Raw genomic sequence first — 24,349 nt, forward strand, 5'->3', positions numbered from 1 at the left:
AATAATAAATTCAATGAAGTAACCTTTAAACCAGCATTTATTGACATTACCATTTGACAACTTTTCAATAGACGCTCAAACAAACTACAGCTGCACCACCTCATACTGGCTGAATTCATCCGTAATCAGCAACCTCTGTCCCAAACGTAAAGGGGTTTGTTTGCTATTAATACGCATAATGACTCTATCATTGGTCTGAAAGTAAGAAGTCGGTACAATCAGAGTACCAGTGGTTTGTAGCCGCTCATCTCTACCAAGAATAAATGCTGGCACAAAATGGCGACTACGCGTTTCTCTACCTTCTAAACGCAAGCCACAAGCCACTAGCTGATGTCCAAGTACTTGCCACTCGATCTCCGGGTTTTTACTATCAAAATCAAGCCAGCGCGCCACGCCCATCGACCAATCAGGCGGCGTGATTGTATCAGATCGACAGACTAAAAAAAGGCTCATCATATGTAATGCTGGTGGTGCAGTCGTCGCAGATGCATTCTCATCAGCCACTATGTTAAGACTGTCTTTATGAACACTGTCTTTATGAAAGACATCTTTATGAAAGACATCTTTATGAAAGACATCTTTATGAAAGCGGTCTTTATTTAAAGTATCTACTGTTGATGATAATCGTAGGGTACGAAATAATGACAAATCATCATTACGATCAAAGGTTTCACTGGCTAATACGTGGCTGCTGTCTTGTTTTTTATTCACGGTATCATAACGAGGACGCTGCTCATCTGGTAACTCTTTTATAGCGATTAAACTGGTAAAGCTATGCGAATGGCTCACCCGGTAATGAATATTATTAAAACCTGTAATCAAAACAGCGTCTTCTTTCGCACTATGTTTAGTCGCTAGGGTGAGCGGCGGCTGTAAATAGCGGTAATTGAGCGTCATCGCTATTTTATTAAGCAAGTGACTCTCAACGCCGTCACCCCCTTCCTTAACTAAAGCCTGTTTGCGTCGTTTAAGATACTCAACCAGCGGGGCAATTTCTATAAATAAACAGTGATAGCGATCATCGTATGGGTTGATTGTAGAACTGGCCGTCAGGTAAGTTGGCGGATTGTCACTTTGTAAATCAACGAACACGCGGGTCTCGGTGGTTGGCTCAATCGTCGCAACGATATGCTTAGCCCATTCAGGTAACAAACGTTGGACGAGCAGAATATTGGGACGACGCATGGCACGTACATTTAATAGACTGTATAAACAAATTTGGCAATACACTGATGAACCGTCTTGGCACGCTGGTGCCTGCCGTAACACTCATATTAATCTCAGCCGCATGGTACTGATAAGCAAGGTAATACAGTTGATTGATTTTGTGCCATAAGTAAGATGAGGGTTTTTGATAGCACAGTGCTTCTTCGCCCAATAGCTTCTGATACATCTGCAGCGTCTGATAAATAGCAATGGCGAGTGTCGTTGATGAAGACTTATCACCATTAAAATAGCGCTGCCAGCCATTGCTTGCAGCGTATTTTCGCTGATTATTGAGCAATGAGGTTTTATGACGTATCACTCTGTCATAGACCATAATCATTGAATAATATAGCGACTTTATTTGAGCCACATAACCTATTTGAATGTCGCTAAGCGCACCTGTCTCATAAATATAAGACTGTCGCAAAGTGGCAATTAACTGATCTGAGGCGTCTATCACTGTCGCCATAAGGGTAAGACGTTGCGAATCATCTATATTGGCCACGCGTAGTACCGTAAGTATTTTTGCCAATTGTTCAGCTTGCTGTGCTTGCGTTTGCGAAGGTAACGCTGCCAACAATTTTAGCAAATAACCTTCTTGGCCATTAGCGGATCGCTTAGAAACTAGTGGCAATGCCTCTGTAGAAGATAGGTGCTCTTGAAACGTCGATAAAGTTATCATCAGTATTCCTAGTAACCTTGAGTAACTTGGCAGGAGGCAAATATTCAACCATGCCGTATGCAACAACACAAGATAAAAGATACAAATCAGCAGCAACCATCGAAATCGACAGCACCCATTTTTAGTAACGATTAAGTTCTATAGCATCATCTAACCGCACGCCCATCTTCTAAAAACCACGCTTTGTTCACTAATTTTTCAATATACCATAGTGCCTATATTAACGATCATTGTAAATATCAATCGGTACTTTGAAAGGTTTATTTGGTAGCTCTCTGACCAGCTTGGGTACCAAGTAACCAGGGAGTGCTGCCAACAATGACCAATACAGCTCAATTGCGAAGCGTTCATCATTATCGAAATGTGCGGCACCAGCCACTTTGTCTAATACATGCAGATAATAAGGCAGTACCCCACAGGAGAACAAACGCTGACTTAATTGTGTTTGAACAGCAACGCTATCATTGATGCCTTTCAATAGCACCGCTTGATTCAATAAAGTGATGCCAGCCGCTCGAGCACGTTGTAGATGCTCTGCTGTTAAGGCATCGATCTCATTGGCATGATTACAGTGGATGACCATCACAATATGACAGCGACTTTGAGACAGTCTGGTCAATAACGCATCATCCAAACGCGCTGGTATGACCAGCGGCAAGCGCGTATGTAATCGAATAGTGGTCAATTGCGGGAGTGACTCTAAAGTATCTAGCCAAGCAAACAGGCGTCTATTTGTCACATTCAGTGGATCACCGCCACTCAAAATCACCTCATTAATCTCAGGGTGTGCGGTAATGTAATCAATGATATTTTCTTTGGCATCAGCGTCGGCATATTGGCACTATAATCAAAATGCTGACGGAAACAGTAACGACAATGAATGGCACAAGCACCTGTCACGGTCAATAATACTCTGGATTGGTACTTATGCAGCATACCCTTGACTGGGTTTTGCGTATTCTCGCTCAAGGGATCCGCCACATAGCCCGTTACCTTGATTTGCTCGCGCTGATCAGGCAATACTTGTCTCAGTAAAGGATCATGCTATCGCCGATGATCATTTTTGCCACAAATCCACGTGGTACGCGCAGCTCAAAATGCTTAGGTACATAAACCTCTGCACGCAATGATTCTAGCTTTAGGATGCTTAACAGCTCATCGATAGAGGTAATGGCCTCGGATAATTGCGTTTGCCAGTTTTTTTGTGTGATTAAATGGTTTATCATGACAACCTAATACCTGTGCCCAAAAGTCGCTATTATACGCGCTTAGTGCGTAGCCTATCAAAGCATACGACCTATCCTTTAAACACTTAGCGTAATAAGCGATTTTAACGCAGCAAGCTATTCATTCCCTTATCTACCACCCTATTTATAACCCCTAGGAGTTTCTTGTGGCAAGTTTTTCTACTAATGAATTTAAAGCTGGTCTAAAAGTCATGCTCGATGGCAACCCTTGTGCCATTCTTGAAAACGAGTTTGTCAAACCAGGTAAAGGTCAAGCCTTTAACCGTGTTAAATTGCGCAACCTTCGTAGTGGTAAAGTATTGGAACAAACCTTTAAGTCAGGCGATAGCTTAGAAGCTGCTGATGTCATGGACACTGAAATGAACTATCTATATAACGATGGTGAGTTTTGGCATTTCATGCACCTGAAAGTTTTGAGCAGATTCAAGCGGACAAAACAGCGATGGGCGATTCAATAAAGTGGCTAAAAGAAAACAGCAATGCACTATGTACCATCACTTTATTCAACGGTGCTCCTCTTTCAGTAACACCGCCTAACTTTGTTGAGTTGCAAATCACTGAAACAGATCCTGGTGTGCGTGGTGATACTTCAGGTGGTGGCGGTAAACCTGCCAAGTTAGAGACAGGTGCTGTCGTTCGCGTGCCATTGTTTGTACAACAAGATGAAGTCGTGCGTGTTGATACTCGCACAGGTGACTATCAAACTCGCGTTAGCCAATAGTATGTAAAGGTCATAGCTCTCGACATAATAGGACTTATATAATAGAACTTAACAGTTAGCCTCTAGCTGTTATTCCACAAAAAAGCTGAACCACTGATAAAGCGGTTCAGCTTTTTTTATTTATGAATATTTTTTTAATATTGTCTCTGTAGTTGATTTGATTAAAAAGTACTCCAAAGCAACCGAATAAAAACTCATATGGAGTATGTCAAGCAAGGTTAACGCTGTGGTTTTTTATAGTGGATGAACTGTCGCTATTGATGACAGCGATGATAAATAACCTTCTATACATTTTTACCAAACCACTACTCTGCTGATGAGTGTTTCTGTATCAGCCAATATTGTACCAATGCATTCAACTGCTCTTGTTTAAAAGGCTTGGTACAATAATCTTGCATCCCAACTTTTAAATACTTTTCGCGCTCACCGTCCATTGCATTGGCGGTCAACGCAATAATAGGTGGTAATGATTGAGGATCATAAAGTTCATGCAATTTAATAGTGGCCTGTACACCATCTAAAATAGGCATGTGATGATCCATTAAAATGACATCATAACGCTCAGGTGAGAGCGCAAAAATTTCAATAGCCTGCTGCCCATCAGTGACATGCGTGACCGTATGACCACTATTATTCAGGGCTTTTTTAGCGATAATGGCATTGACGGTATCGTCTTCAACCAACAATATATGACCAGCACGCTCATGGGTCGGCTCAATCATCGTAAAGTCATTTGAATCTTGCCACATCTCATACTGGTTTTCGTCAATAGTCGGTAGCGGCAATAAAACACTGAACGTAGTGCCCACACCCACTTCGCTATCCACATCGATATAACCGCCCATCAAATCAACCAAAGACTTACAAACCGAGAGTCCTAGACCTGTGCCACCATAAAGACGGTGGGTGAATTTGTTTGCTTGGTCATAAGCATCAAAAATCGCATCCAATGACTCAGCTTTGATGCCGACGCCTGTATCTGTGACTTCAATGCATAAGGTCATGACTTCATGATAGATGGTATTGCTGATAGCTTCTTGAGCCGCTATTTTGCTGAGATCACTTGCCGAAATACCTTGAGCGCGATATTGGTCAGCGCTGTCATCGTCAAAACCATCACAATGACAATTGGGTACATGTTTGACCTCAATAGTGACTCGCCCGCCCTCACGAGTAAATTTAATCGCATTATTAACAAGGTTTGCTAAAATTTGTTTGAGGCGTACCGGATCGCCTTGCACATAGGGCGATAACGACTCGGTATAATGGTAGTCTAAAATGAGCCCTCGCTGACGTGCTTTGACAGCAAAGAGGCTGACCACCTCATTACATAATGCAGATAAGTTGACAGGAATAGAATCAATGGTCATTTTCCCAGATTCTACTTTCGATAAATCTAAAATCCCGTTAATGATCGCCATCAAATGCTCATTGGAAACTTTGATATTGTCCACGTATTCTTGTTGTTCACTGCTAAGTTTGGTCTCACCAAGCATCTCCACCATACCAATAATGCCATTCATCGGTGTGCGGATTTCATGACTCATATTGGCCAAAAAGTCTGATTTCATCTCATTGGCATGTTTGGCATCACGCTGCTTATCCTGTAGCTGCAAGGCATCTGCCGCCATCATCGCAAATTGAGCCAACACCTTTGCTTTTTGCTCATCAAAGTCATGATTGGGCTTCATATCCATCACACACAGCGAGCCCAAACGATAGCTTTTATTATCCTCATGCAAGATAATTGGCGCACCAGCATAAAACTGTAGGTACGGCGATTCTGTCACTAGGGGATTGTGGCTAAAGCGACTGTCTTTAGTTAAGTCCGGTACTACAAAGACGTCGTTAGAAAGCACGGTATAATTGCAAATAGCCACTTCACGCGTCGTGCGGCAAACACCGCCCAGTCCTTGGACAGATTTTAGATACTGTGTTTCTTCATCCATGAAAGTGATGGTCACAACTGGTACATCAAAAAACAGCTTCGCCAGATCAATTAGACGCTTAAATGCAGGCTCATCATTGTCATTGAGCACCTGATACTTCCTAAGCTTATTGATGCGTTCTACTTCATCTGCCGCCACTGGGTAGCTGTGTTTAGGTGCGTTCAATATAGACAAGATAGACTCCATTAAATAAGATCAGACGCTCGGCTTGATGCCCGCCTGTTTTATTAATAACTGTAATGCTTCACTCACCATAATCATCGCAACCACCGATGTGACCACTACTGCTGAGCCGTAACCACCACACTGCAAACCGCCTGTCTGACAACTCTTATCTACACGTGGTGGCTCTGTAGAGTAGACACATTTGATCCCGAACTTTTCTTTTAGTGTACTATTAATGCCTTTTTCGTGGCGCAGCTTATTGCGTAATTTGGCAAGTAAAGGATCTTGGTAACTGTCACGCAAGTCGCTCACCCTAATCTGACTAGGGTCTATCTTGCCACCTGCGCCGCCTGCACAAACCAGTTTTAATTTATTAAAACGACAATGTAGCGCGATGGCAAGCTTGGCATTCATATCATCTACGCAGTCCAAAATAACCATAGGTCTGCCTTGAGCGATAGCGGCTTTTGCTTCATCGCGACTTGGCAATAAAGTGGCGACATTTTCTACAGTTAAAAAATCATCGATCAAGTTTAGCGTTACTTTGGGATTAATTTCACGAATACGGTTGGCCATCGCTGCAATTTTACTCTCACCAAAGGTGCTGTCTAGTGCAGGCAACTGCCGATTGACATTGGACGCAACCAATACGTCCAAATCAATCAACGTAATAGTGCCCACTGCCGTTCTTGCCAAAGCCTCAGCTGCCCAAGAACCAACACCTCCAACGCCAATAACGTATACATGCGCATCGGCAAAAGTAGTGACAGCTGTCGTACCATAAAGAGTACGCGTACCTTGAAAACGGCGATCATATTGCACATTGTCTTCGCTAAGCTCTTCTGTCTTTGTAACGTCTTCGGTGCCAATGGACTCTGTCATTGTTTGCTCAAATGGTTGTATTTCACTCATAACAGATTAAATGCTCTTTTAAATTATTTTGGTGGCGCTTATATTACGTCAATTTCTTTATTCACGCTATCTCATTCACTATCATATCAATGGCTAGCCATACAATAAACCGTCAGTGACTAAAATATGTGGCACTATTACAACGGATAATTCCATTTTGTTTGCAAAGCACTGCAACTGTTGTGCCACAATTGCTTAGCAAGACTGGCGGGTGGTACATTAAGCAACTCACTCAAGCTTAGCAACACCCATGGTAAGTTGGCAGGTACATTTCTATTATGTACGGCTGTACTCCTCCTTGCACTGTCTGATTTTTGAGTTGGCACTGATGAATCATGGTCAGATATTTGGCACATGATAGGCGTCATATCAGGGCAATCCGTTTCTATTACCAAACATTCAACACCATAGCTATCAACCGCTGCTTGAATGGCGCGGCTCAGTTTCTTGGCATTGGGATTAGTGATTTGACCGGTAACCCCAAGCTTAAATCCCAACTTAACAAATGCTTTGGCTTCTTGCGTCCCACCACTAAAACTATGCGCGATACCGCCAAGTTTGTGTGCATCGTAATCATGCGCTTTTAGTATGGCCAACGCTTCTGCATGGGCTTTACGAATATGCAGCATCACTGGCAGTTGATGAGTCACCGCCATGTCCAATTGCACCTTAAAAAATCGTACTTGTTTGGCAAATATGTCAGGCGCTTTCATCGCCTCAGTAAAGGTGTCTAAACCAATCTCGCCGATTGCTAATGGGCGTTTATCAGCAATCCTTTTTGCCATAGCGGTTAAATGATCGTCAGTATGTTGTTTAATATAAAAAGGATGCAAACCGACCGCAATATGGCTACTAAAATCTGACACTTTTTGTCTATCGACATTGGCTGTCGTAGGTAATGACAGCGTATTTAACAGGCGCTCAGTCTCATACATCCGCTCAAAATGCTGATATAGATAACCCACTAATATCAGATGGCGTACCCCCTGATTGTGAGCCTGCTGCGTCAGTATTTCTCTATCATCATCAAATATAGGGGCATCAAAATGAGTATGCGTGTCAATGAGAGGATAAATAGTAGATAAGGGCTGTTTAATCATCTTAGGTGAATCGATAGGGGTCATTGATAGACTCCAAAATTAATAGTTTTCAGCGAAGCGTTCCGTGATTTGTCATTCAATAGACATTATTTGTCATTTTGTAGCAATAACCACATCAATGAACACTTTAGAATGGCAACTTTATTTAAAATGATTTCGACAGTTAAAAAATGCCAATCAACAAAAGAGCTTTTGATAAGTAAAGAGACCTTCAACACGCCCTATTAGTATTATCATGATTGGCTTTTGCATTGTGCCCATCTGAGTGCTCATCTGATACATTGTGCTCATCTAACGCTCTGGTATCAGCTTGTCGACTGCTACGCCGAGGAATCACCAATAAGGCGGTGGCAGCGACTGCTAATAAAAACCACTTTTTAGTATTTGTATGACTTGTCATTGCTTCCACCCCTACCTTTATATCATCATCTGCAATATTTATCAGCAAGTGTTCATACTTACTACTCAATTACTCATTAGTATACTGCGATATAAAAACTGCTATGTTTATCTGTGTTATGAATACGCAAGCTAATGTACGGCGTAGTTTATTTATTACACCGTGTCTCTACATGCTATAAGAATAGGAGGCAAGCGCTTCATTAACCTATCATTAATAAAGCGCTTTTTTGAGTGCTTAACGATTTAAAGGATAAGTTGTCATACCATTATTAGGACTGTCTACTTTGGTAAAACCTTGAGACTGAGACTTTGGTGTCTGATCGCGCTTAGGAACAAGGGGATTGAGCGGCATCAATTCATAATCTGCGCTAACATCGCCATTCCAACCTTCCGTACCGCTCAATGGCAGCTGTTTGATGGTACCGTTTTTATCAATGACCAATTGTAGGACGCGCATTTGGTTAAATTTGCGTTCGGTGACACTGGCGACTGCCCTGCCATCACGTAAGATAGTTGGCTGTAAAAATATGATTAAGTTGCTTTTTTGCGTCGTGTCATTGTCAGAGCGGAACAGTCGACCAATGACCGGTACATTACCCAAGCCAGGGACTTTTTGTTGGCGCGTGGTGCTGTTTTCACGCATCAAGCCACCGAGAGCAATGGTCTGCTGATCATCAGCCAGAATCGTCGTATTGATGAGGCTTTTATTGGTCACCAAACCAGTAGCATTTCCAGTGCTACCAGGCACGACGGATGAGACTTCTTGTGAGACTTCCAAGCGTACGGTGCCATTGTCACCAATATGAGGAATGACATTTAGGTTGATACCAATATCCTGACGATCAATGGTTTGAAAGGGGTTGCTAGAATCGTTGCCACTGGTGGTAAAGGAGCCTGTCACAAAAGGCACGTTTTGACCCACTAAAATACTGGCTTTTTCGTTGTCCAATGTCAAAATTGATGGCATAGACAGCAGATTGGCACTGGTAGAAGAATCAAGCGCTTGCAAGATAGCCCCATAAAACTGGGTGTTTCCCTGACTGTCTTTGCTGCTATCACCAATACCAATCAAAGCACCAGCGATCGAGCCTGCCGCTGCACTGATACTGGCGGCACCGCCACCCAACGCCGCGGCAGCAAGTGCTGTAGCACTCGCGCCTACGTTATTGAAGTTTACGACTCCGTAGCCGCTATTGGCATTGCCAAGCGCCCATTGCACACCAAGCTGGGTCGCATCATCACCTGACACTTCTACAATAGCCGCTTGAATCAATACTTGCGCACGGCGACTATCCAACTGATTGACCGCATCTTCAATCTCAAACATCAGCTCAGGTGCCGCATTGACAATAACGGCATTTTGGGTTTCATCAGCGATAATACTAAAAGGTCGCCCGCCAACACCTGTACCAGTACTACTCGAATTGGCACCAGAGGTCGCTGAGGTCGGCGCGTTGTTAGTCGTGCTACCACTAGACTCATTAGTCAAGGTAGCGCCCGTGCTACTGGAATCGTTCAATGATGCAGACTCTAACGAGGACGTTGCTCCAGCGCTATTAATAGATTGATTGGCGAGCAATCCGCGTAGCATATCTGCAATGTGACCTGCACTGGCGTATTTTAATCGAAAGACGCGCAGACCACTCAAACGCCTTGTAGGCGTGGTGTCCAATTGATTGACCATCTCTTTGACTTTAGCAATCATCTCCGGACTGCCTTTCACCAACAATCTATCGCTAGAGGTATCAGCGATGACTTTAAGCTGGTTGTTACCACCTTGTGCTTGCCCGCTACCAGCGCTTGCAACCAAGGCGCTAATCAATTCCATCATACGTTCAGCATCGACGTGACGTAGTGCTATCACTTGCAAACTGTCATTGACGTTGCTATCTAAATCGCGAATAAGCGACGTCAGCTGATTAAGACTATCGGCACGATCGGACAATACCAAGGCATTGACACCAGGCACGGCAGCGGCATGAGCTGATTGGGGCATAAGCGGACGGATGACACCCAGCACTTCTGCGGCTTGGGTATTGGTTAAATAAATAACACGAGTAGCTAACGCCTCACCAACACTGTCACTGCGTAAATCAACAGCCACGCCAGATTGTTTGGCGACATTATCTGGCACCAATTTGATGGTCGTTCCCGAGTCAATCGCTGCAATACCGTTGACTTGCATCACACTCAAAAACAGCTGATATATTTCGTCACGCGACAAGGCTTTGTTAGAAATTACCGTCACATTGCCATTGATACGCGGATCAAGGACAAAGTTTTGGTCAGTGATGGTTGCCACCTCATTAATAAAGGCTTTGATATCGGCATCTTGTAAGTTGACTTTCCAGCTCTCAGCACTCGCAAGACCCGTACTGGCAGCCCATAATGGTACGGCTAGGCAAAGAGGACGACACAGGCGCATCAGGCGCTGCAAAACATGGTACAGAGGCGTGACTGAAAAATTATGAAAACTTACCATATTGATGATTACCTACAGTGATGTCGCTTAGTATGTACTGGATTTATTGTGTGCTAAGGTGCTCAATGATTGCTTTGCTCACTTAACGTTCTGCCCACAATGGCATTATTTAAGTGGCACTATCTAAATACTTGTTTACTTAAAACTTATTTGCTTAAAATAAGAGTTCTCACCCATTTATTGTGCTTAAAACTGCTGACGAATGGTAATGACTTGATCGCCGCGTTGTACCTCTATTTGCGCCTCACCTGATTGCTGTACCTGTTGCAGCACACTAGCATCTTGGGCAGGATTACTACCCACGCTTTGACCATTAACCGCTAGCACTTTATCACCTGGCTCAAGCCCTAGTCGATTACGCAGCTTTGCTGGCATTGCAGGCGTCACTTGATAGCTTTCCCCTGCTGCCATAACCCCCATCCTACTCAAATAACTGGCAGGGTTTTCTTGCAATTCTGTCACCGCTTCATCGATAGCAGATTGCGGGCTACTGTCACTGCCTGTCGCAGCGGACGCCTCCTCAGTATTTTGTGTAGGCTGAGGGGCGTTAGGCAACATGCTGTTCTCTGGCAAGCGCTGATTACTCACGGCACCTGCGATCATATCACTTTGGTCTAATGGCATCGCGGCTGGCATGCTAATGACGGTTTGCTTGTCACTGGCATCAGCGATGACAACCGAATTCCAGTCGACAGCGACAAGGGTATAGCCACTGTCTTTTAGCGCATCACCGATTCGATAGTTTTTCACTTCACCATTGACATCCAGTAGTGCCGAGGACATGCTCTCTGGCATTGCTAACAGAACCCCTTTTAGATTGACATTGGGCGGTGGCTGCACTGCTGCTGCAATAGGATCAGGGTCTGCAAAAATAGCAAATAATCCACTATAGTCCTTGCCAGATGCCGATGTGTTTTGTAAAGGCGCTGGTGGCAACATCGGTGCCAATGGTGCTGCGAGCAACAACCATAGTAATCGAGCCGCTGTCCAACATAACCAAGCAACAGCCAATAACAATACCCAACCTGAGAATCGATTAAGGGTGTTAAGCACAGGTTTTAAAGTTGTAGAAACATTCATCATCTAGCGTGTCCCCAGCCCATTTAGCAGCGGCTGACGCACACTGATGACTGGGGTATCTTGGGGTGCTTGCCCTTTATACTCAGGCATACTTTCTAATAAACGCTGCGTCAAACTGACATCCAACATATTATCGCCGTCGATATATAAGTCGCCCAAGCGCTTATCTTGATTGTTTAATAAATTGATATGGAGCAGGTTTTTATTGTTTTTTTGCTCGGCACTTAACTCAGCACGCATCGCAGGCATGGTCAGATAAAAAACCTTGCCACCGCTAGGATAACCTATCTCACCGCCGACCCATGTCAGCTGACCATCGGCTTGAGTAAAACCAGATGGATCTTTTGTTGAAGCATTTTCTGCTGCAGCACTTGAGCCAGACTGACGGCTGAGCGAGACATTATTGACCTGAATCGGTGTATTGGGCAATTGCCAATCAACCAAACTTGCCAACGTCTCAGGTGCTATCTTACCGCTCATATTATCCATTTGCCATGAGTTGGCGCCTATCTTTACTTGTCCATTGAGGCGAGTTTGTGCTGAATTGATATCGACCTCTGCACTTATCTTACCCAATAACAAATGCCATGGCTGCCACGACCATTCTGCCGTACCTGTGAGCGGTGTGGCTGCTAAAGGCATCTGCCAGATAACGGAGCCTTGCCATAAATTACCCGACACATGCTGTACATAAGGCGTTTCGGGAGCATACTTTTCAAGCAGCCACGCCGCTGGCATTTGCAATACAGCAAATAATGCAAATAATACAAACCCAACCAGCCACCACAGCTTACGAGGGCGCTTATGAGACGACGCAGATACTTGGGGCACGGTTACATAACTCTTATATAAGACAAAAACGTCATTATCATAACAAACAATGGCATACAGATGACAGAAAAAAAGCCAGTATCTTTTTACCAACATAATGGCAATAAAGATACTGGCTTTTCTCAGCTTCTAAGACGAAAGGGCTATCACGATCAAACGCTATGATTGCACACAAATCATGAGAAACAAGCCCGATGATCAGAGTAGATATAACATGGCGCTTTTTTAAAACAGAACTTGTTTAAACAAGCGCGTATTTTAAATAGCCTTTGGTAAAAATTGCACCTTACTAAATCTAAACCGACATCATCTTGTTAGCCACCACACTATTAGATAGCAAAATCTTCGATACTACGACCTGCTGCTAGCGCTTCAACCAACCACGTTGGCTTGCGACCACGGCCAGTCCATGTTTCTTCGTTGTTGTCAGTATTGCGATACTTGATGCTGCGTTTTTTCTCTAGCGTTTCACCAGCTTTTAGAATCTCTTCGATAGAGGCATTGCTGTCTTCTGCAATTTTCTCAAACTGCATATAAGCGTCATACAAACGCTGATGTTGTTTTTTGGCAATAAGCTGCTGGGCATTTTCAGTGATGGCACGTAGCTCATCAACGTTCAGGTTTTCTAAATCAATGGCGGTATTTTTGCTCATAATAAATCCAACTGTAAGATAAAAAATATAACCTTAATAGATATTATTCACTATTAAGAACTAAGAATGACGTATTCATCATTAAATACAACGATGAATGTCACAAATCGATATTTTTTCAACCAAATAAAATATTGTTAGCCACAATACCTAAGGGCGTAGATAATATAAACAAAAAACCTTGCTATCACAACAGTAGATTATTATATCTACTATAACAAAAGTCAGTGAATAGTAAAATCGGGTAAATGAAAAACCACTATTTATTTAATAGTTATTCATAAACAGTTATTAATTTTAAGATAAAACCAGTCTCTATAAACAATGTCCTAAAAACGGTTAAATGAATAACTCAGCAAACATAAATCCATTAAAAATAGCAACCGATTGTTTCCATATATACCTACCGATTAGTCAAAAATGCCATTGATTAATCATGCTGATCGCTAAGCTCATTCATCAAATTATAGGCTGCTTCGGCGCTCAATAAATAGGGATTAAAATCAATCGTTGTCGAATATTTTAAATAAATCGCCGCATTTTTTTCAGTCGGTGAAGCATAATTCATGGACCATTTAGACCATGCTCGATGCTTTAACTCACGTGTTTCAATAACCTGTAAGTCATGATGACGCGGATCAGTAATTAAACTATATAACAGACGATTGATCTCTGCTCTTGGCCCTTCAATGGTTTGCAAAAAATAATCTTTATTAAACGTCAGCATACCAGTGATGCCATTGGCGGCATTATTTACTTGTGCTTGCTGCAAGATTTCGTTGAAGTCGTTGGCCGATACATCTGGTTGGCACGGCTAGCGTATGTCATGCTCATCAAAATGTGTGCATCTTCCATTGCTGATGTCATATCTTATCTCTTGTAAAATGTCATGGGTGTGATGGTTCTTAGCTTTTATAAACGTCAGTCAATTAGCCAATAGAAAACCATGGTTTCTTCTTTTTGGCGGCGCTCACTGCTTCTTGCTCTTGAAGGTCTGATAACGTCTCAATCAACATCATGATTTGATTGGTGTTCATCAAATAAGGATTAAACTGAGTACCTGTCGAAAATTTGAGCGCAAGTCCTTTGTTTTCATCGCTCGGAATCAAATATTTCATTGACCATTTACTCCAATGGCGCAGCTCTACTTCACGGCATTCGATGATTTGTAAGGCATGATGCCGATCATCTTTAACCAGTTTTCTGAGCAATTCATTGATGACGGGTCTCGCCCCTTCAATACTTTGCAAAAAATAATTGTGATTGAACACCAAAGCACCCGTAATACCATTGCGCTCATTGTTTTGCTGAGCTTGTGTCAGGATGCGCGTTACTTCACCTTTAGGATTGTCGGTGTTATAACGGCTAATATAAGTTAAACGTAGAATAATATGCTCGCCATGATGCATTTTTAGGCGATTTAATTCTGAAAGCTCAGCTGATTCCACAAAACACTCCAATTAGTTTGCTAAATTTTTCACCTATCACTACCCAGCTACTGTCTTTTATAACCGAGTATTTGTGGTATAAGTCATTTTTTTATAACATAAGTCGCGTATATATTAACGTTGAATTTTTTTGATAAAATCATTCATGCCACGCGATAAATTACTGCTACTGGTGCTCTGTATCTCTTTGACCAAGCTCAATAATTGCGAGCTATCCCCGCATTGTTCTAAACTCAACAAGTAACCCCAAGCTTCTACTGGTGGTGCGTTTTTCTCAATATAGTTGGCCAACTCTGACTTTATCGTTTCGTAGCTCGCACCAGACAACCTAGCCTTGAAAATACTACTGATTGATTTCTTGCCTAATGCTGCCATTTTATTGAGACCTTTATCATTAAAGGTGCGATCAAACTCTGTCTCAATACTTCTTTCAGACGACGATGCTTGAGACTGATCAGCCGTCGGTGCTTGCGGCGCAGTGGATGTTTGGGGGGTAGCATTATCAGCGCCCACTATCTCTACACACTCAAGCCCTAACAGCAACTCAAATAGTGGTGCAACACCGCCAAAATCGGCAAACATTTTGCTACGGTCAAGCGTATCAAGATAGCTTTGATACGTGCGTTTGCCATCGATCATAATGAGCAAGGTTCTCGCTTCACGCGGCAATATGCCGAGACTCTGAGATTTAATCTCTTCTCTGCCCAAATCAGTTTTTTGAAACACATCACCATCTTTCATTCTTTGTACTCAGCACTAGCAGTAAGGTGGGCACTTTTATAGTCAATTGATTATAAAAGCGTGACAGCTTTAACCTTTCACATTGAACCAACCCTGTCCTAAGCGGTCGACCAAATGAATTTTTATTATTTCAGCCATTGAACAGTCAAATTTTGACTTTTTGTTGGTTAATAAAAATCACTTTAAATCAAAGCCCCACATTTAATATTGTTTGAATTATTGATTCGAGTGGATTATATCAACCCATTTAATGAACCGTTAGCACTAATTAAATCCAATAGAACAGACGGTCTATATAGGATATGAAAGGTAGTTTTCATAAATTTCAATATAAAATTTGATAAAATAATGAGAATAAAAAAATCGATAAACTCAATAAGGCAGACTACTATTTATCCGTTTTATCTTCTTACTAAATCGTTTACCACCCAATAATTAATTTTCTATTCTTTCAAATAACTATCAGGTTACAACTATAAAAACCAACAAACGTTTTACTTTTTTAGCGAGATAATATCGCAATTGACAAAGTCTATCTTTCCTAATGCGCTCACTCTCATATGACCTTTATGTGCACTATAGAAAATTTATTTTTTTAAATTATTTATCACTAGGCATAAAAAAAACCCTGCAATTGCAGGGTCTTCTATAGATTATTCTTAACAAATAACTCTATGTCTTATCATCATCAGAACGGAATATCATCATCGACAGGGCCATCTGGCATTGCTGTTGGCTTTGACTGTGCAGGCTTTTGCGCAGGTTGATTGAATTGATTCTGCTGAGCAGGTGCGCCTTGATTGTTAAAGCTGTTTTGACCACCTTGAGCAGCTGACTGGTTGTAACCGCCTTGCTGTGCTGGCTGATTGTTTGCTTGCTGACCAAAGTTGTTTTGATTGCTTTGACCACCTTGATTGCCATAGCCACCACCTTGACCCTGATTTTGACCGCCAAAGCTATTATCACTTTGACCACCAGTCGCACCATCTAGCATTTGCATTTGCTCAGCACGAATCTCAGTAATATAACGGTCTTGACCATTGGGATCTTGATATTTACGGGTACGCAAACTGCCTTCGATATAAACTTTACTGCCTTTACGCAAATACTGCGCGGCAATTTCACCCAAACGATTAAATAGAGAAATACGATGCCATTCCGTCGCTTCTCTTTTTTCGCCGCTTTGCTTGTCGGTCCACTGCTCTGACGTTGCAACCGAGATATTGGTCACACTACCGCCGTTATTAAATTGACGTGCCTCAGGGTCTGCTCCAAGGTTACCGATGATGATAACTTTATTAACTCCGCGCATGATACCGTCCTTTTACTTATGAATAATTTTATGAATCGCTTTAATGACTGTGCAGCTAAGCGCATTCATTAATGATTTTACTGTAATCAATTTTTATTGGAATATCTACAAGCTATCTATTAAAGACGACAATCTATGTCGTCTAGATATATATTATAATTTTTGGGTTTAAAAAACCATGATATTGCTATTTTGCCATTTTATTAAGCGAATTAATACTATTACCAGTTACTGACTTATCAACTCACTCTGTCCTTTATAAACTTATTTAGAATCATTGCTCTCGTTATTGCGATGCATACTCAAGGTGACGCTACCCAGCTCTACGCCAAATTTTTCATGACTGAGCGATTGAGCATGACGTTTTTATCAACCAGATACATCCAGTCATCAAAATTCACTTTGTAGGTTTTATCCTCAACGGGTAGCTCTAACAAGTAATTCCAATGCAAGGTATTGCCAACCACTTCCCCTGTTGCCTCGCCAATGACATCGCCTGCTGTGCCTTTCCAGCTACCATCAGCTTGTTTGGTCAATCGCCATATACGCTGTGATTTTGACCCATCTGCCCATGCGAACTTCTCATCTAAAACGATGACATTATCGCCTTCGTGAGTAGCATCAATATCGACGTAAAAGCGTTTTTTGACCTCGCCATTGCGACCTTGAAACATGCCCCAACCATCGATTTGACCTGAGAAGAACTCATGCATATCGAGCGTGGGCGTGCTGTTCTGATAGGCCTGAATGTTTTGTGTGGCGCAACCTGAGAGTAGTAACGTGGCTGATAGACCAAGACCTATCGAAAATTTAGCCACTGCTCGAGGCGCAATATTTTTTCTGACAACATCAGACAACATCGTAAACTTACTCATATTAATTCCTTTTAAATAGAGATAAAGATTTAGCGTTCACTTATTAATAATGGCTGTCTATCTAGTCGTTGTCTACTCAGTTTTTGCCTATCCAACCTTATCTCTACTCGCCTAAGTACGTTGCCCATACCCTTTGTTAAATATCTAGCGGACTCTGTGCCAAACTCGATAACTGCATGCGCGAGTCATCTGTCAATTGTGTCTTGTCTAATTTTAAATAAGCCACTTGCTCTTTTGCCATCACGACCAGCTCATCCACGCCATCTACCGCCAGCATTTGCCGTGACCAGTCTTGGATATTGATATTTTTAGGAATAGTGACGGTCGTACTTGATAAATACGGTGGCTGAGCAATCGGAATGATAATGAGTAGTGCCACGCCCATAATGACGGCTAAAATACCCCACGCCAGCAAATTCGGCTGACTTAATAACAAACCACCCATCGCCCCGCCGACAAAAGCGCCGAAGAACTGGCTGGATGAATTTAGCCCCATCGCAGTGGCTTTATTGGCGACTGGGGCGCGCTTAGATATCCATGATGGAATCGTTGCCTCAAGCAAGTTAAAGCCCATAAAGTACAATAACAGACCTAATATAATACCAACGCCAACCTGACTACCAATAGCCAATATCGCTAAAGCAGCGGTCATCAGCGCAATCGCGCCTAAGAATACTTGGCGCATTTTGCGTTTCTTTTCAGCGATGATAATAAAAGGAATGGCGACGGCAAAACCGATAAATAATAAAGGCAAATAAACCAAGCCTTGCTGACGTACCGACAACCCCATCACTTCATTAAGCTGATGCGGCAATATCACAAATATCGCCGTCATGGTCAGATGCAGAGCAAAAATACCGATATGTAGGCGGTTTAAATCGCCGATTTTGAGGACGGTCGCTAATTGTTGACCAATCGATTTATTGTCTAAATTGTGTTTAAGCACTCGTAGCGGTGTCGGCACAAACAACAATAACAGCATCGCCAATACGGCAAAGCCTGAGGTCAACCAAAATAAACCAGAGATACCTAGCGAGCCAACCAATAACGGACCAAAGGCAAAAGCAAGCATAATAGAAGTCGCGATAGTCAAGCCCATCGTCGCCATCGCTTTGGTACGCATTTCTTCGCGCGTCACATCAGCCAATAATGCCATCAATACTGCAGATACCGCGCCACTACCTGCCAGCGCCCGACCAATGATAACCTCGTAAATATCAGTCGCATTTGCCGCAATGATACCGCCGAGAGCAAATAAGATGAGTCCTAAAAAGATAATCGGCTTACGCGGGAATTTATCCGCAGCAAGACTCATAGGAATCTGAAATATCGCCTGTCCCAGTCCATAAATACCGACCGCCAAACCAATCAAAAACGGCGTCGCGTGCGTATAATTGTCACCATATACAGAAAACACAGGCACAATCATAAACAGACCAATCATCCGCAAAGCAAATATACCACCGACCCCGAGGATTGCCCGTTTTTCTACGCTATTCATACTTGCCTCACTGGTTCGTCATTGCTGATTTATCACTACTGCGCTGCTTATACTATTGTGATGCTATCAAGACTTTAGCTACAAATTAAGCCCACTAGTATAAGACATTCGCCGTTTGCGTGCCGAGACTTTTGTCTTATTGGTGCAGCCTCCCATACCTCCTCAACCCAAGCCATTCATATTACGCGATTATTTTGTTACCAACTGCATCGGATGCGCAATCACACCTTGAATAATGCGGTCGCCATGACAATAAAGTAAGGCGTCATAAATATTATTGCTCGTCAGCTAGAGCGATCGCTTAGATGACAAACTCCTCTATAAAACGACATTTTGGTCAAAACCATGACAAAAGATGACTACTACTTAACATTGATTTGATTTAGATTTGCTTAGTCATACGAAAACCAATCACCTCAAAGGCTGTAGAATAAGAAAACAGCAAAATGAACGCCAAGCAGCATACTGCTCAGCAATTATAAAAATTAAAACAGTAAATTAGGCATCTATAGCTCTCACTTCATCAACGTATGAACACTTTATAAAAATATTATTTATAACAAAATCTTTGATAATAAAACTATTTATAACCACATTATAAACTTACGAAATATTCACGTTTTTAACCGACCATTTAATTGATTCATATTTACCTTTTAATTTGAGATATTTTCAATCCCCTTTTAGCAAATAGGAAACCTAACACCGATGGCACACGAGTATATTAAGGTTCGCGGCGCACGCACTCATAATCTAAAAAATATCGATTTAGACATTCCACGAGATAAGTTTGTGGTCATTACGGGTTTATCAGGCTCTGGTAAATCGTCATTGGCTTTTGATACGCTGTATGCCGAAGGGCAACGTCGTTATGTCGAAAGCTTATCGGCCTATGCGCGTCAGTTCCTCTCGCAAATGGAGAAGCCTGACGTCGATAGCATAGAAGGCTTGTCGCCAGCAATTGCTATCGAGCAAAAATCGACAAACCATAACCCGCGCTCAACCGTGGGCACGATTACCGAGATTTACGACTATCTGCGCCTGCTATATGCCCGTATCGGTACGCCTTACTGCCCAGAGCACGGCGAGCCGATGGTCGCGCAATCGGTCACCGAGATGGTCGATCAAGTCATGGCGTTGCCAGAAGACACCAAACTCATGATCTTGGCACCGGTGATTCGCGAGCGTAAAGGTGAGCATACCGTCTTGCTTGAGCAACTGATTGGTCAAGGTTTCGTGCGCGTACGCGTTGATGGTCACGTGTATGATACCGATGAGCTACCGACACTCGATAAAAAGAAAAAACACACCATCGAAGTAGTGGTTGACCGCTTTAAAGTCCGTGATGATTTGGGCAACCGTGTCGCTGAGAGCTTAGAGACGGCACTACGTTTGGGTCAAGGACTGGTGACGCTGCACTTTATGGATGGCAACCCAAAAGAAGGCGGTGACGACAACCAAGTCATGTCCGCCAAGCACTCTTGCCCTGTCTGTGATCGCGCCGTGCCTGAGCTTGAGCCGCGTATGTTCAGTTTTAATAACCCATACGGCGCGTGTCCAAGCTGTGATGGTCTGGGCAAACGCCAGTATTTTGCCGCTGAAAAACTCATTACCCATCACGAAAAGTCACTCAACCAAGGCGCGATCAATGGTTGGGACAAACGTCATGCCTACTATTTTGGTTTGCTGAGTACTGTATGCAAACACTTCAAAATCGATATGGATATGCCGTGGCAAGACCTCGCCAAAAAGCAGCAAGATATCATCATGCATGGCTCAGGCAAAGAAAAGCTGACCTTTAACTTTACCGATGAGCGTGGTCGCAAGACCAACAAGACCGTACCCTTTGAAGGCGTGCTGCCTTATCTAGAGCGCCGCTATGCGAAAACGCAAAGTAACCTCGTGCGTGATGAGTTGGCCAAATACTTAGCTGATACCACCTGTAATGTTTGTGATGGTGCGCGTCTGAATGAAATCTCGCGCAATGTCCGTGTTGATGACCAAACCATCGCTGACATCGTTAAGCTTTCTATTGGCGACTCTGCCGACTATTATAAAACGCTAAAAATCGACGGTCATAAAGGCGAAGTCGCCGAAAAAATCTTTAAAGAGATCAATGAGCGTTTAAACTTCCTTGTCAGCGTCGGTCTTGATTATTTGACCCTTGCCCGCTCTGCAGAAACTCTATCAGGCGGTGAAGCACAGCGTATCAGGCTTGCCAGCCAAATCGGTGCCGGTCTCATGGGCGTCATGTATGTGCTTGATGAACCGTCCATCGGTCTACATCAGCGTGACAATGATCGCCTGCTCAAAACCCTCACACGCTTACGTGATTTGGGTAATACTGTACTCGTCGTCGAGCATGACGAAGATGCCATTCGCCAAGCAGATCATGTGATTGATATCGGTATTGGTGCAGGTGTACATGGCGGTCATATTATCGCTCAGGCACGGTCGATGACATCATGGCAAACAAAGAATCGCTGACTGGACAATATATGTCTGGTAAGAAGAGAATCGAGATTCCAGCCATTCGTCATAAAGCCAAGACGATGGATGTTGAAATCACAGGTAAGGCCAAAGCTCAAAAAGTTCCGATGACGATTGAGCTCAAAGGTGCGTCAGGCAATAACTTGCATGATGTAGATTTGACCATTCCCATTGGTATTATGACTTGTATCACGGGTGTCTCAGGTTCGGGCAAATCAACTTTGATCAACCGTACCCTTATGCCATTGGCAGCGACTCAGTTAAACAATGCCTCAACGCTGATTGCTGATAAACATGAGAGCATCAGTGGACTTGAGCACTTGGATAAAATGGTCGATATCGATCAAAGTCCGATTGGTCGTACGCCGCGCTCAAACCCAGCGACTTATACCGGCGTGTTTACCCCTGTGCGCGAGATGTTTGCCCAAACGCAAGAAGCACGCGCCCGTGGTTACAAACCGGGTCGCTTTAGCTTCAACGTAAAAGGCGGACGCTGTGAGATGTGCCAAGGTGATGGTCTCATCAAAGTTGAGATGCATTTCTTACCAGATATGTATGTTCCTGTGATACCTGTGAAGGCAAACGCTACAACCGCGAGACCTTAGAGATTCACTATAAAGGTAAAAATATCGCCGACGTGCTAGATATGACGGTTGAAGATGCGACTGAATTTTTCTCAGCGATACCAGCGATCTATCGTCGTCTGCAAGCTTTGATGGATGTTGGTCTTAGCTACATCCGTTTGGGTCAGTCTGCGCCAACGCTATCTGGCGGTGAAGCGCAACGGGTCAAACTGGCTCGTGAGCTGGCCAAGCGTGATACTGGACAGACGCTGTATATCTTGGATGAGCCAACCACTGGTTTGCATTTCCACGATATCGATAAGCTGCTGCATATCTTGCATGCCCTACGCGATAAAGGTAACACTATCGTCGTCATCGAGCATAATTTGGACGTCATCAAAACGGCGGATTGGGTGATTGACCTAGGCCCTGAAGGTGGTAAAGGTGGTGGTATGATCATCGCTGAAGGCACGCCTGAACAAGTAGCTGAAGTCACAGAATCCTACACGGGTATATTCTTAAAGCCGATGCTTGAGCAAGGCATGAAAGAAGTCAGCTAATACACGCTAGTAAATGATTAATAAAAGGCTACTCTTTAGGGAGTGGCCTTTTTTATTGGGTGAAATAAGGCTTTGTCTAGCCTGCACGCTATATGTTTTGATTAATATATATCAAGACATATAGCGCGTTGCGTTACCTTTCTTAATCTTTATTAAAGATACTTAAACGTTGATTATATTAATATTTAAAGGGTTAGATATGATGCGTAGACGCATACGATATAGAAATATCTGGTTAAAAACTGTGTAGCAAGCAATAGCACGTACACATTGACACAGCTAACCCCTATCCTATCCCTAAAACTCTCAAGGACTTTTTATGAAAAAAATTACTGTTCATTGTCTTAGCATCTACTGTTGGCATTAGTGCCTGTGCGTCAAACGGCACATCAAATGGCTCAAGCGATCGCAACCATCAAAGACCTGCGATGTCAGCAGACATGAAACAAGCCATGAATGATTGTGCTCAACGAGTTGGCGTAAAAATGAATAAAGACAGTCGTCCAAGTAAAAGCGATATGAAGAAAATAGATTCATGCATGAGTGCAAAAGGGTTTGAGAAACCTGCAGGCCAAGGTCGTCACTAATAACTGGTATTTGTTAGATGATCATTGATGAAAGGCCACTCTTTAGGAAGTGGCTTTTTTTATTTTTATATGAATTGAAAGTATTTATAGAAAACACTATAATCTTTCGAGCTAAAAAAACACTCAGAGCAAACTCTTAAGAAATTTAGGAGACGGTGAGTTATCATAATTAATTAGTAGGATAAATAATAATGACTCAAGACACTACGCAACTAATAATTAAAGATGATAACGCATATAAATTGGCACAAGCTCTATATAATACTGTGACTGGGAAAACTGAAAGCTTATCAAGGAGTTACTCTGATAATTACGAGGTGCATAATGAATCTATAGTTCAACTATATAATAAAATGGTTCAAACTTATGCTCAATGGGAAGTAATAAGTAGAAACGAAAATATAACTATATTTCATATTGATAACAGTAAACAGGTTTTTTCGTCTATTGACAGATTTCAAGGATATGACAAAAGCAGCACCTCTCCTGTAGAAAATATTGTTATTACTTTCAATGTACTTCTGGGTCTTTCTAATGTTGAGAAACCTCAGCCTTATAAAATTTCAATAAATATAACTTCTAAAATTGCTGCTAAACATAAAGCCAAATCGAATAATTCCACAAGGTTATTATATCGATTATTTAAAGGACAAATCATAACTATTCAAATTGAGCATATAGATTCTATAGTTGCTAAAAACATGCTACTTACAGTAGATAGTTGGATATCCGAGATTGAGCTCAATAAGAAAAATAAATTTATAGTGCTGCTACAAAGTAAATCACATTGGTTTCTAACATTTACAAGCATAGCGATGTTTCTTATATCGGCTTACACTTGC

The 24,349-nt window shown here is 42.5% G+C and carries 18 protein-coding genes and 3 pseudogenes; 4 read left to right on the forward strand and 17 right to left on the reverse strand.

The window, feature by feature from the left end:
- Positions 1–84: 84 nt before the first annotated feature.
- The 3 genes and pseudogenes from TT12_RS15435 to epmB form a co-directional block, all read right to left on the reverse strand.
- Entirely contained in the window at positions 85–1,185 is a 1,101-nt protein-coding gene (locus TT12_RS15435; protein WP_207804012.1) for a cyclic-di-GMP receptor FimW-related protein, read from the reverse strand.
- Complete coding sequence (locus TT12_RS15440) at positions 1,142–1,888, reverse strand: cyclic-di-GMP receptor FimW-related protein (protein WP_207804013.1); 747 nt, start codon at positions 1,886–1,888, stop codon at positions 1,142–1,144. Before TT12_RS15440 ends, TT12_RS15435 begins: the two co-directional genes overlap by 44 nt.
- A gap of 220 nt (positions 1,889–2,108) precedes the next feature.
- A pseudogene (epmB, locus tag TT12_RS06865) lies at positions 2,109–3,114 on the reverse strand (EF-P beta-lysylation protein EpmB).
- A gap of 167 nt (positions 3,115–3,281) precedes the next feature.
- Between epmB and efp the strand changes: the two are divergent.
- Positions 3,282–3,856 (forward strand): annotated as a pseudogene (gene efp / locus TT12_RS06870) (elongation factor P).
- A 305-nt stretch (positions 3,857–4,161) separates the two neighbouring features.
- Here the strand turns inward: efp and TT12_RS06875 are convergent.
- The 14 genes from TT12_RS06875 to TT12_RS06940 all read right to left on the reverse strand — a co-directional run bounded on the left by TT12_RS06875 (position 4,162) and on the right by TT12_RS06940 (position 19,307).
- The gene (locus TT12_RS06875; protein WP_227678877.1) at positions 4,162–5,979 is read right to left on the reverse strand and encodes a GAF domain-containing hybrid sensor histidine kinase/response regulator; all 1,818 of its coding nucleotides are present in this window, start codon (positions 5,977–5,979) and stop codon (positions 4,162–4,164) included.
- Between the two features lie 21 nt (positions 5,980–6,000).
- The gene (locus TT12_RS06880; RefSeq protein ID WP_227678888.1) at positions 6,001–6,852 is read right to left on the reverse strand and encodes a tRNA threonylcarbamoyladenosine dehydratase; all 852 of its coding nucleotides are present in this window, start codon (positions 6,850–6,852) and stop codon (positions 6,001–6,003) included.
- A gap of 167 nt (positions 6,853–7,019) precedes the next feature.
- On the reverse strand, positions 7,020–8,006 hold the full coding sequence (locus TT12_RS06885; protein ID WP_201605099.1) for a TatD family hydrolase: 987 nt from the start codon (positions 8,004–8,006) through the stop codon (positions 7,020–7,022).
- A 187-nt stretch (positions 8,007–8,193) separates the two neighbouring features.
- Entirely contained in the window at positions 8,194–8,382 is a 189-nt protein-coding gene (locus tag TT12_RS06890; RefSeq protein WP_201605100.1) for a hypothetical protein, read from the reverse strand.
- Positions 8,383–8,619: 237 nt separating this feature from the next.
- Entirely contained in the window at positions 8,620–10,866 is a 2,247-nt protein-coding gene (gene gspD / locus TT12_RS06895; RefSeq protein WP_045453313.1) for a type II secretion system secretin GspD, read from the reverse strand.
- A 186-nt stretch (positions 10,867–11,052) separates the two neighbouring features.
- Positions 11,053–11,949: a type II secretion system protein N gene (locus TT12_RS06900; RefSeq protein ID WP_045453317.1), complete on the reverse strand. Its 897-nt coding sequence runs from the start codon at positions 11,947–11,949 to the stop codon at positions 11,053–11,055.
- Positions 11,950–12,777: a type II secretion system protein N gene (gene gspN / locus TT12_RS06905; protein WP_045453377.1), complete on the reverse strand. Its 828-nt coding sequence runs from the start codon at positions 12,775–12,777 to the stop codon at positions 11,950–11,952.
- 329 nt (positions 12,778–13,106) lie between these two features.
- Positions 13,107–13,430 (reverse strand): H-NS histone family protein, encoded by a 324-nt coding sequence (locus TT12_RS06910; protein WP_045453321.1) that lies wholly within the window; start codon positions 13,428–13,430, stop codon positions 13,107–13,109.
- 430 nt (positions 13,431–13,860) lie between these two features.
- Entirely contained in the window at positions 13,861–14,202 is a 342-nt protein-coding gene (locus TT12_RS06915) for a BLUF domain-containing protein (RefSeq protein ID WP_207804014.1), read from the reverse strand.
- 157 nt (positions 14,203–14,359) lie between these two features.
- Entirely contained in the window at positions 14,360–14,878 is a 519-nt protein-coding gene (locus TT12_RS06920; RefSeq protein WP_227678878.1) for a BLUF domain-containing protein, read from the reverse strand.
- A gap of 114 nt (positions 14,879–14,992) precedes the next feature.
- Complete coding sequence (locus TT12_RS06925; protein ID WP_045453324.1) at positions 14,993–15,619, reverse strand: hypothetical protein; 627 nt, start codon at positions 15,617–15,619, stop codon at positions 14,993–14,995.
- A gap of 688 nt (positions 15,620–16,307) precedes the next feature.
- Complete coding sequence (ssb, locus tag TT12_RS06930) at positions 16,308–16,931, reverse strand: single-stranded DNA-binding protein (RefSeq protein ID WP_045453328.1); 624 nt, start codon at positions 16,929–16,931, stop codon at positions 16,308–16,310.
- A gap of 323 nt (positions 16,932–17,254) precedes the next feature.
- Positions 17,255–17,806 (reverse strand): DUF3833 domain-containing protein, encoded by a 552-nt coding sequence (locus TT12_RS06935; RefSeq protein WP_243443458.1) that lies wholly within the window; start codon positions 17,804–17,806, stop codon positions 17,255–17,257.
- Positions 17,807–17,942: 136 nt separating this feature from the next.
- Positions 17,943–19,307, reverse strand: a complete 1,365-nt coding sequence (locus TT12_RS06940) for an MFS transporter (protein WP_045453331.1) — start codon at positions 19,305–19,307, stop codon at positions 17,943–17,945.
- Positions 19,308–20,015: 708 nt separating this feature from the next.
- Here TT12_RS06940 and uvrA point away from each other — a divergent pair.
- The 3 genes and pseudogenes from uvrA to TT12_RS06950 form a co-directional block, all read left to right on the forward strand.
- Positions 20,016–22,920, forward strand: a pseudogene (gene uvrA, locus TT12_RS06945) (excinuclease ABC subunit UvrA).
- A 428-nt stretch (positions 22,921–23,348) separates the two neighbouring features.
- Positions 23,349–23,507, forward strand: coding sequence for a hypothetical protein (locus TT12_RS15445; protein WP_207804015.1), 159 nt, complete (start codon positions 23,349–23,351; stop codon positions 23,505–23,507).
- 191 nt (positions 23,508–23,698) lie between these two features.
- Positions 23,699–24,349, forward strand: a 651-nt coding sequence (locus tag TT12_RS06950) for a hypothetical protein (protein ID WP_045453335.1), incomplete at its 3' end; no start/stop codon positions are given.

It is taken from the genome of Psychrobacter sp. JCM 18903 (genome assembly GCF_000586475.1).
Lineage (GTDB): Bacteria > Pseudomonadota > Gammaproteobacteria > Pseudomonadales > Moraxellaceae > Psychrobacter.

Bases quoted from the DNA above. Each gene is read 5' to 3' on its own strand.
- TT12_RS15435 (WP_207804012.1), bottom strand. From the start codon at position 1,185: ATGCGTCGTCCCAATATTCTGCTCGTCCAACGTTTGTTACCTGAATGG.
- TT12_RS15440 (WP_207804013.1), bottom strand. From the start codon at position 1,888: ATGATAACTTTATCGACGTTTCAAGAGCACCTATCTTCTACAGAGGCA.
- TT12_RS06880 (WP_227678888.1), bottom strand. From the start codon at position 6,852: ATGACAGAGTCCATTGGCACCGAAGACGTTACAAAGACAGAAGAGCTT.
- TT12_RS06885 (WP_201605099.1), bottom strand. From the start codon at position 8,006: ATGACCCCTATCGATTCACCTAAGATGATTAAACAGCCCTTATCTACT.
- TT12_RS06890 (WP_201605100.1), bottom strand. From the start codon at position 8,382: ATGACAAGTCATACAAATACTAAAAAGTGGTTTTTATTAGCAGTCGCT.
- gspD (WP_045453313.1), bottom strand. From the start codon at position 10,866: ATGGTAAGTTTTCATAATTTTTCAGTCACGCCTCTGTACCATGTTTTG.
- TT12_RS06900 (WP_045453317.1), bottom strand. From the start codon at position 11,949: ATGATGAATGTTTCTACAACTTTAAAACCTGTGCTTAACACCCTTAAT.
- TT12_RS06910 (WP_045453321.1), bottom strand. From the start codon at position 13,430: ATGAGCAAAAATACCGCCATTGATTTAGAAAACCTGAACGTTGATGAG.
- TT12_RS06925 (WP_045453324.1), bottom strand. From the start codon at position 15,619: ATGAAAGATGGTGATGTGTTTCAAAAAACTGATTTGGGCAGAGAAGAG.
- ssb (WP_045453328.1), bottom strand. From the start codon at position 16,931: ATGCGCGGAGTTAATAAAGTTATCATCATCGGTAACCTTGGAGCAGAC.
- TT12_RS06935 (WP_243443458.1), bottom strand. From the start codon at position 17,806: ATGAGTAAGTTTACGATGTTGTCTGATGTTGTCAGAAAAAATATTGCG.
- TT12_RS06940 (WP_045453331.1), bottom strand. From the start codon at position 19,307: ATGAATAGCGTAGAAAAACGGGCAATCCTCGGGGTCGGTGGTATATTT.
- TT12_RS15445 (WP_207804015.1), top strand. From the start codon at position 23,349: ATGTCAGCAGACATGAAACAAGCCATGAATGATTGTGCTCAACGAGTT.